Genomic DNA, 15,156 nt, shown 5'->3' with positions numbered 1-15,156 from the left:
GCGTGGCGCCTACATGCTGTTATTTAAGTGGTTGATAGCCTTCTTTCAGGCCCAGCGCCGCGTGAGGCGCCGCTTTCCTCCCCATCTTTTTTCTGCATTCATGAAATTCCTCCTTGCCTCCCTGCTAGGGCTGGGCTTGCTGGCCGCGCCCGCCGCCCACGCCCAATTCCGTTTGCCTAACCTCGGCCACCGGCTGGAAAGCGCCGTGAGCAACCGCCTCAGCCAGCGCACCGACCAGGCCATCAACCAAGGTCTCGACCAGACCGAGCGCACCGCCACAGCCGCCGCGAAAAGCAGCGCCGGCAAACCGGCCGACCCGGCGGCTGCTCCGGCGCCCGCCAGCGCCGATGCCCCAGCCGCGGAGAATGGCCGCGCCACCACCCGTTACGATTTTGTGCCCGGCGCGCAGGTGCTGTTTGAAGACCGGTTGACAAACGAGAAAGTGGGCGAGTTTCCTTCGCGCTGGGACTTGGGCAAAGGCAGCGCCGAAGTGGCTACGGCCAACGGGCAAACGGTTATTCGGCTGGACAACAACGCGAACATCAACCCGCTGTTCAAGCAGGCCAGCTACCTGCCCGCGGTTTTCACGCTCGAAATGGACGTTTTCCTGGGGCCTGATGACCGCTGCCGCCTCTGGCTGTGGGACGAGCGCCAGGGCCACCAACCGGGGAACGGAACCCTTGACTGGCTCGACGTTTCACAGCGCGAAATCAGCATTCCCAACCAGCACCTGGGCCTGGCCCTGACCGGGGCCCCGGCGGTGCGCGCCGGCCGCTGGTGCCACCTGGCGCTGGCCTTCAACCAGCGCAGCCTCAAGGCCTACCTCGACCAGAACCGCCTGCTGAACGTGCCCAACGTGAGCGGCCGGCCCACGGCGCTCACCATTGGCGCCCGGCAGGCCTCGCGCAGCACCACGCCGGTGCTGCTGCGCAACGTGCGGCTGGCCGCCGGCGGCACCGACCTCTACGCCCGCCTCGCCGCCGAGGGCCGCCTGGTGACGCACGACATTTTGTTCGACCCCGGCCAGGCCGTCATCAAGCCCGCCTCCCAACCGGCCCTCCGCCAGTTTATCGACCTGCTGCAAAGCCAGCCCACGCTGCGCTTCCGCATCGAAGGCCACACCGATGCCGACGGCGAGGCCGGCGCCAACCTCCGGCTTTCGCAGGCCCGAGCCGAGGCCGTGCGCGCCGCCTTCCTGCAAGCCGGCATCGCCCCCGACCGTCTCAGCACCCTAGGCATGGGCGAAACCAAGCCCCTCGATGCCAGCCACACCGCTAGCGCCAAAGCCCAGAACCGCCGCGTCGAGTTCGTGAAGCTGTAGCCGCCCCGACTGCTTCCCATTGCCATTCCTCCAACTCAGTCTTTCCTCTCACTACTTCCTTTTTTCTGTCATGCAAAAAGTTCTCACTTTCGCTCTCGCGGCCGCGCTGGTGGCCGGCAGCGCCCACGCGCAAACTCGCCCCGGGGCCCGCTCTACCGCCCGGCCGCTCCCGCGCACTCCGGCCAAAACCCCTGTGGAACGCCCCGCCGCGCCTGCTCCCAAACCGGTTGTCAAGCCGGCGCCGGCGGTGGCGGCCACCTCCTCGTCTGGCCCGGTTGAGGCTGAGCGGGCGAGCAGCCAGGAGCCGCTGGGTAAAACCCTGTCGATGAAAACCGTTTCGGACCGCTCGTTCGGCAAGGGTTCCAGCGCGCTCAACCTAGGCGTGGGCTTCGGCCTGGGCTACAACTATACCACCGGCGGCAACACCACCCAGACGCCCGCCCTGAGCCTGAGCTACATGTACGGCGTGGGCAATGCCGGCCCCGGCGCCATCAGCGTGGGCGGCGCGGTGGGCTACAAGAGCATCACCTGGAAAGACGGCGGCGAAAGCGCCACCTGGCGCAACATCTACGTGGGCGCCCGCGGCGCCTTCCATTACGGCTTCCACAACCCGCGGCTGGATGCTTACGCCGGCCTCGGCCTGGGCCTGCGCGTGGTGTCCTACTCCGATAACTACAGCGCCGCCGCGGGCCTCAACACCAGCAGCACTTCGAGCGGCAGCCAGGCCGAGGTGAGCAGCTTCATCGGGGCCCGCTATTTCTTCTCCGATAAAATCGGGGCCTTCGCCGAGCTTGGCAACGACACCAGCTACCTCAAGCTGGGCCTGAGCGGCCGCTTCTAACGCCTGCCTTTTTTTCTAATCTGCTACCTGCTTTCTGCACCTCTTTTCATGCGTACCCTTTGCTTTTTGTTACTGGCCGTGCTGCTGCTCGACGCCCCTGCGGCCAACGCTTACCGCTTGCTGGGCATTGGCCGCCCCTCGGCCCGCCAGCGCCAGAAATATTCCTACATGCTCAACGGCCGCCGCGTGCGGCGAGTACACCGGCAACCCGTCCGGCCGCGGGGCGCCGCCTTGCAGTCCCCAAGCTGAGATTGTCGCACTGGCAATCAGGAGGATATTGCCCTCCGTTGCCTGACCTCGGCGAGCTGAACGGGCATCAAGACAACAGCTTCCGTTGAGATGAAATAGAATGCGTGTAATTCGAGCCGGTTTCCGTCTCAGCACTCTGCCGGGCCTACCGCGTAGCGGGCGCCTGTACTTCGCGTGCTGTCAGCAGTAGTTACGACGCGATTTTAGCCAGTTCAGGGCTTCTAATTCGCACTTGGCGTTGGCTGGCATTGGGCACCCGGCGGCGGGTCCGGACTTTTGTTCGGCTCGCCAACGCCTGGCGACACGCGCCGGACGGGTTGCCGTTGCCCGGTGTCAGTATCCGACCTTTTTCCCGCCGTTCGTCATGTCATTTTTGAGAAAAATAGGGCTATTAACCTGTCTTTGCAGCCTCTTTTCGTTGTTCGTCCACCTGCAGGCCCACTCCGGCCAACGCCCTCCCACCCCCCTTCGCGGGGCCGAAGTGAACCGCGCCCCGGCCCGGACGTTGTTTCGGCAGGTGAACGTGGTGGACGTGGAAACGGGAACCGTGCTGCCCAACCGGGACGTGCTGGTGGGCAACGGGCGCATTTTGTCCGTTCAGCCCCATCGCCCGGCCGGCCGCACCCCGCCGCCCGGGGTGCGGGTGATTTCGGCCAGGGGCCAGTACCTCGCGCCCGGCCTTATCGATTGCCACACGCATGTGTTCTACCAGGCCGACCTGGGGCACTACTTGCGCAACGGCGTGACCACGGTGTTCAGCCTGGGCCAGCCGCCCGAAGTGCTCGCGTTGCGGGAGCAAGTCAAGCAAGGAAAAGTGGCCGGCCCCACGATTTACGCGGCCGCCTTGCTGGATGCGGCGCCGTCGGATTGGCAAGGCCGGGTATACAGCTACGTGGTGCATTCGCCGGCCGAGGTGGACGCGGCGCTGGTCCGCATCGTGCACCAGCGCTACGATTTGCTCAAGGCTTACAACGGGTTGTCCACCCCCGCGTTTGACGAACTCATGCGCGTGGCCAAGGCCTACGGGCTGCCGGTGGTGGGCCACGGCGTCCGCGAGCCGGGCATGGAGCACATCCTCTCGAAAGGGATGGCCATGGTGGCCCACGGCGAAGAATACCTCTACACCGTTTTCAAAGACAGCCTGGACGCCCGCAAAATCCCGGCCGCGGTGGCTTTCACCAAACAATCCGGGGCCTTTGTCTGCCCCAACTTATCGACGTTCCACGCCCTTCTCACCCAATGGGGAGACAGCCTCCGGTTTGCCGGCTTGCTGAAACAGGCCGGCCATGCGGAAAGCCGCGTGAGTCCTCCAATCCTGCAGTTCTGGACGCACGAGAACCACTACATTCACCGGACGGGCGCGCCGCTGGTGCCCATGTACCCGTTCTTGCAACAACTCACCCGCGCATTGCACGCCGCCGGCGTGCCCCTGGTGGCTGGTACCGATTCGCCGCTCATTCCCGGCTGCTTTCCCGGCTATTCTCTGGTCAACGAGCTGGAATTGTTAGTCGAGGCGGGCCTGAGCCCGGCCGACGCGTTGCGAACGGCCACGCTGGTGCCCGGCCGGTTCACGGCCAAGCACCTGCCGCACGTACCCAAAATAGGCCGCGTCAAAGTAGGCTACCGCGCCGACCTGGTGCTCCTGTCCGCCAATCCGCTGCAAAGTGTGCACAACCTGCGAACAATCAAAGGCGTCATGGCACAAGGCCGGTGGCAAGCCGCGCAGGGAGCGCAAGGCAACGGCCAGTAGGTCAACGCTCGTTTTTCGAAACACCGTGCGTTCAAGCCGCGGCCGTGGCTGTTGCAGAACTCCCATGCTGGTGGCCTGGATAGTTCGTAAAAGTCGGATGCAAGGCAAGAGGCCACCCCTACCCGCACAGCGTCAAGTTTCCTGGGCTAGGGGGTGGCCTCTTGTGCCTCACGCAGCCACGCTTTGGCCTCGCCGACGTCGCCAAACATGCGCATCTGCAGTTGCCCTCCCAAGCCCAGGCGCATGGCTTCCGCCGACAGGGCCGCCATGGACTCGGGGCTGACCACGTTGACAAAGTAATTCAGGCCCTGCGCAATGGCTCGGGGCCCAGTCCGTTACAATCCATTCCACGGCGTGGTCCTAAGGCCCCACCACTTCGCGGTTGTCGTTGAGCAGTGTATAGTCAAAGCCAAGAAAGGGGCCGCCCGTTGCGCTGCCTAGGGGGCCTAGCCAGAACGGGCAGCAGTTATGCGAAACGGCAGTTATTCCAGCCGGCTCTGGCCAGGAAGTAGTACTGAAAGGCGCGCCTTTTTGACGCCCCTCTCCTACCCCAAGCAAGCAGGCTAAAAGGCGCTTTTTGCTGAGTCAAGAAGTGGGTTCTGAAGGTTTTTGCGGATTAACTTAATGAACTATACTTTCTGAGCCATGCCACCAATTAGGTTAGCTTCTAACTGCGCGCATCCTGCTTAGGCAGGTTGATTGGCATCTCATTCCGGGAAGCTCGATTGAAAGAATCACTCATACGCTAAAAGTATATATTGTAAATTAATATAAATCAGACATATAATGAGGAATCGACCGCGGTGTTGGTGCCTTTTTAGATACCTCATAACTGGGGGACCCGTCAGGGGACCTGTGACTTATCTCTCTTATATCAGGCCGTATCAGACTAGATAATCGCCAGCCGTACAAACCGCGTTGTTGAAGTCGGCCCCGATGTGGCAGCGCACGCAGCCCGCCTTGCCGTTGAAGAGCGCAAAGCCCCGTTTCGCCGAGGCGCTTACGGCTGCCTCATTGTCGTTGAGGCGCCAGTCGTCGAGCGGCGACTTGCTGGTTTCGAGGCTGCGCTCAAACTCGGCCAGGGCGTTGGCTAGGGTGCGGCCCGACTACCAATAATGGAAAAGCACTGGCTTTGATGCGAGTTTTTACGTAGGAATCTGGTGCTTACTGCGTAGAACCAATACAGTTCCTCCTTGTTCAGCTAACCACCAACCCCGCCTGGCAACGCCACGTTTTCCCATTGGGACGTGGGCTGGCCGCTTTGCTGCGCCTCCCAGGTCCAAGGCCGAGGTCGACAAATAAACGGTTAGACTTGCCTTTCCAACTCATTGCCCAGTACAACCTTGAAATACAGACTTATCCGAGGCCTCAAACCAGCTTCGCGACCCCTATTCATCCTTTATTTTTAACCGCCCGCTTATGCCCTTGCTCACCATTCTCGACGAAACCGCCGGCGGCAGCATCCTGCACCGGCTGGAGCTGGAAATCAGCCAGGAAATGCTCACCGTGCGCGAGCTCATTGCCCGCCGCGTGCACGACGAAGTGACGGCCTACAACGAGCGCCAGACCGGCGTGTTTCAGGGCCTGGTGCAGCCCACCGAGTCGAAAAAGACGCTCAACGGCGGCTTCCGCCTGCGCCCCCACAAGCTCATCGACGCCGAGCAGCAGGTGTACCGCGCCCTGGAAGCCTTCCAGAAAAACGGCTTTTTCGTGCTCGTGAACGACCGCCAGGTGGAAAGCCTCGACGAAGAAGTGTGGCTGGGCAGCGGCGCCACCGCCAGCTTCCTGAAACTCACCCCGCTGGTGGGCGGCTGAGGCATGGGACTGCTCGACCGCTTTCTGGCTTTGCTCACCCCTCCCGCTGCCAATCCACCCGCCATGTCCACCACCAAAAAAGACCAGTTCAATCCCACCATTCTGGACGATGAGAGCCCGGAAGCGCTGGAAATGAAACCCGTACTGGCCGAGCTGCTGCCCCAACTGCTTGGCAAAGACTACAACACCAAGCTCAGCGACCTGCCCGCCTACCAGACCATCCGGGCCCAGGATTCGGCCTACCAAAGCCGGATGGTGCTGGCCCTGACGGCCGCCATCAAGCGCGTGGGGCACAACGACGGCGACTACCGCATTCGCTGGGTGCTGGCCGACGTGCTGACGGCCCTGCTGCGCACCACCCTCGCCCTCACCGAGGCCGACTACCTGCGCCTGTTTGCCAGCTACGGCATCAATCTGGAAGAGCCGGGCAACGCTGCATTATACGTGTACCCGTTCCCGCTGCTGCTCACGCTTGGCCAGGTCGGCAAGCTGGCCAAGCGCGGACCCCTGGGCCAGCCCATGCTGACTTTTCTGCAGCGCGTGTGCGACCAAAGCACCGGGCAACGTGGCGACCAGCTCAAGGTGCGCCTCAAAGCCCAGGAGATTTTGAGCCAGTCTGCCGGCGACGACGCCCTGCCCGTGGTGGTGTTTGCCGACGGCGACCCACTGGGCCAGGCCCTCGCGCAGTTTGTGGCCGGCCTCGACCGCACTGAGTCGCGTGCCGCCCCCTGGCTGGGCCTGCTACAACGCTGGCAAAAAGCCAGCCCCGCCCAGCCAACCGCCAAGCTGCGGCAGGAGCTGGACGCCGCCACGGCCGCCATCGGCCCCGACGCCGTGCGCGAGCAGGGCCGCGCCTGGCTACAGCTGCTGGCCGACACGCCGGTGACCGAGCGCCCGCACGTGCACGAATACGGCGACGGCACGACCTACAATTACTCCACCTGGGACTTCGTGACGGAAGCCAACGCCACCGTGGCCAAGGGCCTCGTCTGGACTTTGCAGCCGCTGGCCGACCCGCCGCTGCTGGAGACGCTGACCACGCTGGCGGCCAAGTGCTTCCGCAAGATTCCCGGCAAAGGGCCCCTGGCCGTCGGCATCGGCAACGCCTGCCTGCTGGCCCTCTCGCAAAACGGCCTGCCCGGCGTGGCCGCCCTGGCCCGGGTGCGCAGCAAAATCCGCCAGACTAACACCCAGGAAACCATTGCCCGCTACATCGCCCAGGAATCGGCGAAGCTGGGCGTGAGTCCGGCCGAGATTGAGGACATGGCCGTGCCGGATTTCGGCCTCGAAAACGGCCGGCTGGTGGAGGAGCTGGGCGACTACACCGCCACCCTCGCCCTCGCCGACGGCAAGGCCGAAACGCAGTGGCAGAAAAGCGGCAAGCCCCTCAAAAGTGCCCCCGCGGCCCTCAAAGCCACCCACGCCGAGGAGCTGAAGGAGCTGAAAGCCGCCCAAACCCAGGCCCAGCAGACCTACAGCACCCAGCGCGACCGCCTCGACCGCGGCTTTGTGGAGGAGCGGCGCATGCCGTGGCCCTGGTTTGCTCAATATTATTTCCATCACGGGCTGATGAGCGAGCTGGCCCGCCGCCTCATTTGGCGCCTGCACTACCCCGACGGCACCTACGAGGACGCCCTGTGGGTGCGCGAGGACTGGCGCAACGCGCGCGGCCAACCCCTGCCCACCCCCGCCGACCAGGCCGAAGCCGTGCAGCTCTGGCACCCGCTGCTCGCGCAGCCCAGCGAAGTGCTGGCCTGGCGCGAGCTGCTGGAGCGCAACCAGTTGCGCCAGCCGCTGAAGCAGGCCTTTCGGGAAGTGTACCTGCTCACGCCGCCCGAGGAGCGCACCGCCACCTACTCCAACCGCATGGCCGCGCACATCCTCAAGCAGCACCAGTTTAACAGCCTGGCCAAGCTGCGCGGCTGGCGCTACCGCCTGCTGGGCGCCTACGACAAGGGCTACGACTCCGAAATTGCCACCTTGCCGCTGCCCACCCACCACCTCACGGCCGAGTACTGGGTGAGCGAGGTGTACGCCGACGGCGAGTGGAACGACACGGGTATCTACAACTACGTGAGCACCGACCAGGTCCGCTTCACGCGCCAGGACGTGCCGGTGCCGCTGCCCGAAGTGCCACCGCTGGTGTTCTCCGAAGTGATGCGCGACGTGGACTTGTTTGTGGGCGTGGCCTCGGTGGGCAACGACCCGCAGTGGCGCGACAACGGCGGCCTGGCCCAGTTCCGCAACTACTGGGAAAGCTACAGCTTCGGCGATTTGAGCGAAGTGGCCAAGTCGCGCAAGCTCGCCCTGGAACGGCTGGTGCCCCGCCTGAAAATCGGCAAGGTGAGCGAAATCAAGGGCAACTTTTTGGTGGTGAAGGGCCACCGCCACACCTACAAAATCCACCTCGGCTCGGGCAACATCCTCATGGAACCCAATGACCAGTACCTGTGCATCGTGCCCGACCGCTCCGGCAAAACCCTGGGCACGGGCGACGTTTTCCTGCCCTTCGAGGGCGATGCCGTGCTGTCCATCATCCTCAGCAAAGCCCTGCTCTTGATGGACGACGACAAAATCACCGACTCCACCATCCTGCGCCAGCTGTGAGCCCGACCGTTCTTGCCCAAATGCAGCAGCTGGGAGGGCGCATCGACCAAGTCGAGGGCCAGTCGTTGGCGGATGACTTGCAGGCCATCACCTTCGACACCGTGCTTTACCGCCGGCCCACCGATACGCCCTGGGCCACTGCCGCCGAGGCAGAACCCATCGCGGGGCTCAACGAAGTGGTAGAGGCCCATCGCGCCTTGCTGACCACCGACCTGGTGGCCTTCTATCAGCGCGTGGCCGACCATTTCTACCGCCTCACGGAGGCTCCGCAGGGCCAGGTGTTTTACCGCCCCAGCCTCTTCACGCCCTTTCGCCCCGGCACGGCTGACTACGCCGAATGGAACGACTATTTCACTGACTCCGACGAAGTTGATTTGAGCCCAGTGTTCGAGGTTGTCTCCGACCCGGCTCCGGACTTCATCTACTTGGCGCACAGCTACGGGTTTCCCGACACGTATTTCCTTTGCCTGTCCGACCCCAACCCGGCCAACCCCACGGTTTTCAGCACCGACCACGAAGAATTCTTCGCTTCCATCACCAACGAAGGCCCGCTGGAAAATTTCTGGCAGCGCTTTATGTCGAAGGAAGAATTGCTAACCCGACTCCGGGAACGCCTGGCCCAATGAAACCCGAGCCGTTGCCTCCTCCCCCGCTTTCTATGGACCAACTCACCGATTTACAAGCCGCCGTCGAAGCCGAAGGGCTCGGCGCGTTCTGGCCGCGGTTGGCGCCGCAGTGCCGCCCCAGCATCCGGGTGCTGCCCCAGGCCGCGCCCGATGCGGCGCTGCCCGTGGGCGCCTCCCGCCTGGGCGGCGTGCCCGACCTGCCGGCCGCGGCCGAGTGGCCCGCCTGGGAAGGCCGGCCGCTCAGCTTCCTGGCCCAGCTGAACCTGGCGGAGCTGGCGGCCTTTCCGGCTGCCGCGGCGTTGCCCGCCGCCGGGTGGCTGTCGTTTTTCTACGATGCGCAGGAGCAGCCCTGGGGCTTCAGGCCCGCCGACCGGGGCCGCGCGGCGGTGCTCTACCACGACGCCACCGCAATGCTGGCCCCGCGCCCGCTGCCCGCAGGCCTGTCGATGGACGCGTACACCGCTTTTCCAGTCGCGCCGCTCACGTTTGCCGCCGAAATGACCTTGCCTGACCCGTGGGAGGATGACTTTAACATCTCTGAGGATGAAGTGACCGAGGACCAGCGCCAGGCCTTCTGGCGGCTGATGCACCGCCACGGCGACGGCACCAGCCGCCTCTTTGGCACGCCCGATGCCATCCAGGGCCCCATTCGCCAGCAGTGCGCGCTAGTTTCGCGCGGCATCAGCACCGGCAGCCCCGAGGCCCTGCAGCAAACCCGGGAAGCGCTGAGTTTCAGCGAGGCCGAAGTGGAAACCTGGCGGCAGCAGGCCGCCACCGATTGGGAGGTGCTGTTGCAACTCGACAGCCACGAAGCCGAGGCCAACATGATGTGGGAGGACATGGGCCGCCTCTACTTCTGCCTGCCCCGCGCCGCCTTGGCCCGCCGCGATTTTAGCGCCGGTTGGACGGTGCTGCAATGCTTTTAAATTAGTCCCATGCTACTCGGCGTGTACTGGTACTACGGCTTTCCCGAAGGCCTCTACCACTTCGACTTCTTCATCTTCCGGCCGGGCCTGGGCGGGCACGCCGACGGCCCGGCCGAGCTGACCGTGACCGTGCACGCGCCCAACCCAGCGGCCCTCCTCGACCAGGTGCGCGCCGTGGCCGCCCGCTACCCGGAAGGGCATTTATTTGCCGAAACCCACGGCCTGCTGCTGCGCCTCACCGTGGGCGACTACGCGCTGTCCGACTACGCTTTTCACGTAGCCAGCGAGCTGGAGCAGATGCTGCGCCAGCAGCAGGCCACCGCTACCTCCGAACCTTTACCCGCCGGTGCGCAATTCCTGCGCTTAGCGGCCCCGCAGGACCCCACGCCGCCTTTCCACTACGGCGGCATCCTGCAAGCCGTTGGCTCAGCGCCCAGAAAGTACCGGGCCGAAACCAGCTCCCTGCGCCTCGATTGCCACCTGCCAGCGGCCCGCAAAGCAGCGTTTATCGAAGCCCTGGACCAGCTCTGCCAGGAAGCGGGCCTGGATGTGCTCTACTACTTCGACCACGAAATCGGCCAGCAGGTCAACCTGATGGTGTTTTTCAGCAACGGCCGCCAGGGCGTGGGCGGCGCCCCGCTGCGCTACACCGACCCGGCGGCCCTGGCCACTGCCGTGGCCGCGTGCCTGACCGCCCACGGCGGGCAGCCCAATCACCTCGGCCGCTACCCGGACGACTACCCCGAACGCGGCCCCCACGCGGTGCGCCTCGTTGACGCCGACTTTGTGCTGTGACCTCTTTACTTTCAACACAACATGTCCATTCAGCCTGATTTCGACGCCGCCACTTTTTGGGACGACAGTGCCTACGCCTGGAAGGCTTATACCGAAGCCCCGCCCACCGATGAGCTGATTCAATCCATCGAAGCCAACTTGGGCTACACCCTGCCCGCGTTTTACGTGGCGCTGATGCGGCAGCGCAACGGCGGCGTCCCGCGCAACACCTGCTTCCCCACCACCACAGGCACCTCTTGGGCCGACGACCACGTGGCCATCAGCGGCATCTGTGGCATTGGGCGCACCAAATCTGTGTCGCTGGCCGGCGAGCAGGGCAGCCAGTTCATGCTCGATGAATGGGGCTACCCGCCCATCGGCGTGGTGGTGTGCGACTGCCCCTCGGCCGGGCACGACGTGGTAATGCTCGACTACCGCGCCTGCGGCCCGCAGGGCGAACCGGCCGTGGTGCACGTTGACCAAGAAGACGATTACCGCATCACCCCGCTGGCGCCAGATTTTGAAACCTTCGTGCGCGGGCTTGTCCACGAGTCCACCTTCGAGGAGTAGCCTGTTTTTTCTTCCCATACATCATTTCATCAGTGAAGCAACTCTCCCGCATCACCTCAATGCTGGCGTTGCTGGCCAGCGCCGCCTGCCGCCCCGAAACGCCGGCTGCGGAGCAAGCAGTCCCGCCAGCGCCGGTTCCTGCGGCCCCCGCCCCCAAGCCCGCCGCTGCGACCACTGCCGGCCCCGCCGACACGCTGCACTTGCCCGGTGGAGCAGTAGTAGCGTTGCAGCCAACCAATGCCGCAGTTTTCAACCAGCTTCCAGCCAGCAGCCTGCCCGACCTGCCCAATGACCCGACGGCCGAGCATCTGGCCACCGCCGAGGGCCGGGTGCGCCGCGCTGGGCTCGACCTCTTGCTGCGGCCAGTCCAGGGCGTTGAGGTCAAGCTGACCTCAACGCCCGAGGCCGAATTTACCCTGCAAAACGGCGCGGCCGTGCGCTATGCCTACTGGGGCAGTCTGCCGGCGGCCCATCAGTGGGTGGTGCGCGCCTGGTATTGGGAATCGTCGGGCACCGTGCTGGTGGACCAGCGCACCGGCCGCCGCGTCGAACTACCCGGCGACCCCGTGGCCGCGCCCGACGGCCGCCATGTGCTGCTAACCAGCCCGGGCCTGAGCGGCGGCGACCAAGCCAATACCGTGGCCCTGGTGCAAATCGACCCGGCCGGCCCACGGCTGCTGTGGCAGCGCGAGCCCACCACCTGGGAGCCCGCCGAAGCCCGCTGGGCCAGCCCCACCCGCGCCGTGCTGCAGCTGCGCCACACCGATGCCGAAGGCAACATTCCCGACGATGCCCCCGTCAGCTACGCCGAACTGAACCTGCCGCGCTGATTTGAGCCAGTGGATTATTTGCCGTAGAGACGCATCCTTGCGTCTCATCGTCCGCACCGACTGGATGGTTGCTCAACCGCAAGTCGTTCAACGACGAGACGCAAGGATGCGTCTCTACACCATCCTAATGGCTTCTGGCTCGCCAATAAAAAAGCCCCACCGGAATACCGGCGGGGCTTTTTTGTGCCAATCAATTAGCTCAACGCTACACCCACTTGTTATCGAGGGAAGCGCCGTTTACGTCAATCTTGTTGGCCGAAATCACCAAGCTCAACACCATCGAGGCCTGGGTTTCGCCGCCGCGAGCGTCGAAGCTCTCGGTATAGCCCACACAGTAGGCTTCTTTGAAGGCGATTTCCTTCATTTTCGAGTCCTGGTCACCGCGCTTGAACACGATTTTACCGTCGGCCCGCTTGTAAGGGTCCAGCATCCAGCTGATGAGCTTTACGCTGTCCGTCGACACGATGGTCACTTTGATGGTGCCGCCCTGCACAACGGATGACGGACGACCCTTGTCGTCGGTGGTTTGGTTGAAGGTGTAGCTGCAGCTAACAACTTCACACGCTTCGCTGCCAGCAGCGTCAAATACAGCACTGAAAGAGGCCATGGTAAAGGGGTTTTGTGGAAAAAATGGAAAGAGTCACGCTACTGCGTGAGGTAAGAAGGCATAAACACCACTAGTAAGTTTCAGCAACTTACAAATATTTTCGCAGAGCGCTATGTTGTTTTATTGTTGCGCGTACTCGGCGTTCCAGTCGCGGCCGGGGTTGTCCGGGTCGTCGCCTTTGGTGCCGTCGAGCGACACGAGGAAGGTTTTGGCCGGGAAATACGGCACCATGTGAATGTCGAGAATAATCCGGTCTTTCTGGTCCGGGTCGCGCTCAAATTTCTTCACCGAGAACTTCTCAATGAGCTTGCCGGGGCCGGCAATGCCGTCGAGGAAGCGCACAATCTGGTTTTGGATGTCCATCCGCATGTTATGGTCCCAGTTCTCGAAAGCGCGGCGGTTGAGGAAGTCAATCAGCACCTTGGTCACGTAGTCAAACACGCGCACCACCGAGTAGGTCTGCAGGCCAATGTTGTCGCCGTTGAACAGGGTTTTGGCCGAGAAAGCCATCACGCGGCCGTACTCGTTCACCATCGGCACGAGGCCGATTTTTTCGAGGTTGGAAATCTCGCTTTTGCGGAGCGGGAATTTCACGCCGTCTACTTCGTTCAGGGTGCCGTGCTTGCGGCCGGCCGTGACCTGCGAGGCCAGGGTGGAGTAAATCCGGCCCGCCAGCGCCGACGACGGCGGCACGAACATGTCTTCCTCCTCCCCTATTTCTTCCAGCTTGCCGCGGCCCACCAGCCAGTTGGCCGTCATGATGACGTTGGACTTGTGGGCGTCGCCGCCGGTCAGGTTGGCTTCCTCGAACAACTCGATGACGTCCTCCGGCGTGTCGTAATGCTCGAAATCGGTGACGAGCATCACTTTGTTCTTATGGGCAATTTTGGCCCATTTATCCACCACTTTGTTCGAGCCCAGGTAGCCGGGCACCACCAGCAGCGAGTAGTTGTCGCGCAGGTCGAGGCGGTCGTAGTTCTGCTCCAGCTCCTCCGACACGGCGTCGATAAACGTCGTGTTGTCCAGGTCCTGCAATTGGTCCTTGTCAGCGTTCATCACCGACACGTTTTTCACCTCGTCCTGGTCGGTATTGCGGAAGAACAGGGCCACCGAGCGGTAGGCTTGCTCTAGCTCGTGGGTGGCTTCCACAGCCTTTTTGAGGTTGTCGGTGAGCTGCTGCTGGGCTTCTTCTACGCGCTGCGTGCCCTGCTCCACGGCGTCGGCCACGGTTTCGGTGTTGCTCAGCAGCGAATGCCACAGGGCCAAGCGCTTTTTGAGCTGCTTGCGGTCGGCCTTTTTGCTTTCCTCCGAAAGGAAAATCTTTTTGCGGGCCTTCTTTTCCGGGTTGAGGTTGGAAGCGCCGTCGATGGTGGTTTCGAGCAAATCGAAACCGCCTACTTTCAGCAGGGCCTGGGTGCTTTGCTCCAGGGCCGGGCCGGCTGCCTCGCGGGTTCGGTAGTTGGACGCCGCGTCTTGCTGTTCAAGTGCCATATAAGGGGGAAAGGCAATGAGTCGGTTAAGAATGGAAGAGAAATGGAATTTACTCCAATTCGTCCATCATGGCTTGAATGGCTGCCAGGAAAGCCGCCTTGGTTTCGGGGTTTTCCAGCGCCGTCTTCAGAATTTTATTGGACTTGAGCTGGCGGAGCAGCTTCTGCAGGTCGTCGGTTTCCGACGCCAGGCTCTGCAGGAAGTTGCTCTGATTGATGATGCCTTTCTTGCCAAAGTCGCCCAGAGACGAGAAATGCAGCTTTTCGGGCACGGTAGTGCCTTGCGCATCCTCAAATTCCACGGCCACTTCGGGCTTAAAGTGAGCAAACACCGCTTCGGGGGTTTTGAGGCCCTCCACCACCTGCGGCCGCAGCGGGGCGTTGGTGGTGAGCTTCTGCACCAGCAAGGTGCGGTTGAGGGGGATATCCGAGATGGCTTCGGAGGAGTTGTCGAGCTTTCGCTCCTGACCGCCAATTCCGTACGTATACATAGAAGGGGGTGTGGATGGGGAGGCTGAGCGCACAAACAACCTGCGTAGCCAACCGGTGAAGGCATTCATTATGCTGGCGTTCTATCTTCGTTACGGACAGGCGCAAGCCAGGGTTGGCCGGTGGAGGTTTTTTTAGCACGACGCCGGATTTCTTTCCCAAGCCAGCCCTAATCTACACGAAAAAACCGTTGGGCGCACCCTGGCCCCCTTTTTTTCCGTAGCCAAAACTCCACGGTACTCTTACGTTCCACCATTCGCC

Annotated in this window: 14 protein-coding genes; 11 read left to right on the top strand and 3 right to left on the bottom strand. The window is 63.1% G+C overall.

The window, feature by feature from the left end; genetic code table 11:
• The first annotated feature begins 100 nt into the window (after positions 1 to 100).
• The 11 genes from I2H31_RS01795 to I2H31_RS01745 all read left to right on the top strand — a co-directional run bounded on the left by I2H31_RS01795 (position 101) and on the right by I2H31_RS01745 (position 12,309).
• Positions 101 to 1,321: an OmpA family protein gene (locus tag I2H31_RS01795; protein ID WP_196291289.1), complete on the top strand. Its 1,221-nt coding sequence runs from the start codon at positions 101 to 103 to the stop codon at positions 1,319 to 1,321.
• Positions 1,322 to 1,391: 70 nt separating this feature from the next.
• Positions 1,392 to 2,162 carry a hypothetical protein gene (locus tag I2H31_RS01790; RefSeq protein ID WP_196291288.1) on the top strand — a complete coding sequence of 257 codons (771 nt, stop codon included), beginning with the start codon at positions 1,392 to 1,394 and terminating at the stop codon, positions 2,160 to 2,162.
• Positions 2,163 to 2,210: 48 nt separating this feature from the next.
• A complete protein-coding gene (locus I2H31_RS01785) occupies positions 2,211 to 2,411 on the top strand; it encodes a hypothetical protein (RefSeq protein ID WP_196291287.1) in 201 nt (66 codons plus the stop codon).
• Between the two features lie 418 nt (positions 2,412 to 2,829).
• Positions 2,830 to 4,161: an amidohydrolase family protein gene (locus I2H31_RS01780; RefSeq protein WP_196291286.1), complete on the top strand. Its 1,332-nt coding sequence runs from the start codon at positions 2,830 to 2,832 to the stop codon at positions 4,159 to 4,161.
• Between the two features lie 1,419 nt (positions 4,162 to 5,580).
• Positions 5,581 to 5,976 carry a hypothetical protein gene (locus I2H31_RS01775; RefSeq protein WP_196291285.1) on the top strand — a complete coding sequence of 132 codons (396 nt, stop codon included), beginning with the start codon at positions 5,581 to 5,583 and terminating at the stop codon, positions 5,974 to 5,976.
• 63 nt (positions 5,977 to 6,039) lie between these two features.
• Positions 6,040 to 8,583 (top strand): DUF4132 domain-containing protein, encoded by a 2,544-nt coding sequence (locus tag I2H31_RS01770; RefSeq protein WP_196291284.1) that lies wholly within the window; start codon positions 6,040 to 6,042, stop codon positions 8,581 to 8,583.
• Positions 8,580 to 9,209 (top strand): hypothetical protein, encoded by a 630-nt coding sequence (locus I2H31_RS01765; RefSeq protein WP_196291283.1) that lies wholly within the window; start codon positions 8,580 to 8,582, stop codon positions 9,207 to 9,209. The genes I2H31_RS01770 and I2H31_RS01765 overlap by 4 nt, the downstream gene beginning before the upstream one ends.
• 32 nt (positions 9,210 to 9,241) lie before the next feature.
• Positions 9,242 to 10,135, top strand: coding sequence for a YwqG family protein (locus I2H31_RS01760; protein ID WP_196291282.1), 894 nt, complete (start codon positions 9,242 to 9,244; stop codon positions 10,133 to 10,135).
• 9 nt (positions 10,136 to 10,144) lie between these two features.
• Positions 10,145 to 10,930 carry a hypothetical protein gene (locus I2H31_RS01755; RefSeq protein WP_196291281.1) on the top strand — a complete coding sequence of 262 codons (786 nt, stop codon included), beginning with the start codon at positions 10,145 to 10,147 and terminating at the stop codon, positions 10,928 to 10,930.
• A gap of 21 nt (positions 10,931 to 10,951) precedes the next feature.
• On the top strand, positions 10,952 to 11,479 hold the full coding sequence (locus I2H31_RS01750; protein WP_196291280.1) for an SMI1/KNR4 family protein: 528 nt from the start codon (positions 10,952 to 10,954) through the stop codon (positions 11,477 to 11,479).
• Between the two features lie 32 nt (positions 11,480 to 11,511).
• Positions 11,512 to 12,309 (top strand): hypothetical protein, encoded by a 798-nt coding sequence (locus tag I2H31_RS01745; RefSeq protein WP_196291279.1) that lies wholly within the window; start codon positions 11,512 to 11,514, stop codon positions 12,307 to 12,309.
• Positions 12,310 to 12,514: 205 nt separating this feature from the next.
• On the opposite strand, the gene tssD is transcribed toward I2H31_RS01745, so the two are convergent.
• From tssD to I2H31_RS01730, 3 genes are all read right to left on the bottom strand, one after another.
• On the bottom strand, positions 12,515 to 12,916 hold the full coding sequence (gene tssD / locus I2H31_RS01740) for a type VI secretion system tube protein TssD (protein ID WP_196291278.1): 402 nt from the start codon (positions 12,914 to 12,916) through the stop codon (positions 12,515 to 12,517).
• A gap of 120 nt (positions 12,917 to 13,036) precedes the next feature.
• Complete coding sequence (locus I2H31_RS01735) at positions 13,037 to 14,407, bottom strand: DUF5458 family protein (protein WP_196291277.1); 1,371 nt, start codon at positions 14,405 to 14,407, stop codon at positions 13,037 to 13,039.
• A 49-nt stretch (positions 14,408 to 14,456) separates the two neighbouring features.
• Positions 14,457 to 14,897, bottom strand: a complete 441-nt coding sequence (locus tag I2H31_RS01730) for a hypothetical protein (protein WP_196291276.1) — start codon at positions 14,895 to 14,897, stop codon at positions 14,457 to 14,459.
• Positions 14,898 to 15,156: the final 259 nt, after the last annotated feature.

It is taken from the genome of Hymenobacter ruricola (genome assembly GCF_015694525.1).
GTDB lineage: Bacteria > Bacteroidota > Bacteroidia > Cytophagales > Hymenobacteraceae > Hymenobacter > Hymenobacter ruricola.
The sequence above is the reverse complement of the archived record's forward strand: the minus strand, read 5'-3'. Positions and strand labels throughout refer to the sequence as shown.

Bases quoted from the DNA above. Each gene is read 5' to 3' on its own strand.
- I2H31_RS01755 (WP_196291281.1), top strand. From the start codon at position 10,145: ATGCTACTCGGCGTGTACTGGTACTACGGCTTTCCCGAAGGCCTCTAC.
- I2H31_RS01790 (WP_196291288.1), top strand. From the start codon at position 1,392: ATGCAAAAAGTTCTCACTTTCGCTCTCGCGGCCGCGCTGGTGGCCGGC.
- I2H31_RS01750 (WP_196291280.1), top strand. From the start codon at position 10,952: ATGTCCATTCAGCCTGATTTCGACGCCGCCACTTTTTGGGACGACAGT.
- I2H31_RS01735 (WP_196291277.1), bottom strand. From the start codon at position 14,407: ATGGCACTTGAACAGCAAGACGCGGCGTCCAACTACCGAACCCGCGAG.
- I2H31_RS01730 (WP_196291276.1), bottom strand. From the start codon at position 14,897: ATGTATACGTACGGAATTGGCGGTCAGGAGCGAAAGCTCGACAACTCC.
- I2H31_RS01775 (WP_196291285.1), top strand. From the start codon at position 5,581: ATGCCCTTGCTCACCATTCTCGACGAAACCGCCGGCGGCAGCATCCTG.
- I2H31_RS01770 (WP_196291284.1), top strand. From the start codon at position 6,040: ATGTCCACCACCAAAAAAGACCAGTTCAATCCCACCATTCTGGACGAT.
- I2H31_RS01795 (WP_196291289.1), top strand. From the start codon at position 101: ATGAAATTCCTCCTTGCCTCCCTGCTAGGGCTGGGCTTGCTGGCCGCG.
- I2H31_RS01760 (WP_196291282.1), top strand. From the start codon at position 9,242: ATGGACCAACTCACCGATTTACAAGCCGCCGTCGAAGCCGAAGGGCTC.
- tssD (WP_196291278.1), bottom strand. From the start codon at position 12,916: ATGGCCTCTTTCAGTGCTGTATTTGACGCTGCTGGCAGCGAAGCGTGT.
- I2H31_RS01785 (WP_196291287.1), top strand. From the start codon at position 2,211: ATGCGTACCCTTTGCTTTTTGTTACTGGCCGTGCTGCTGCTCGACGCC.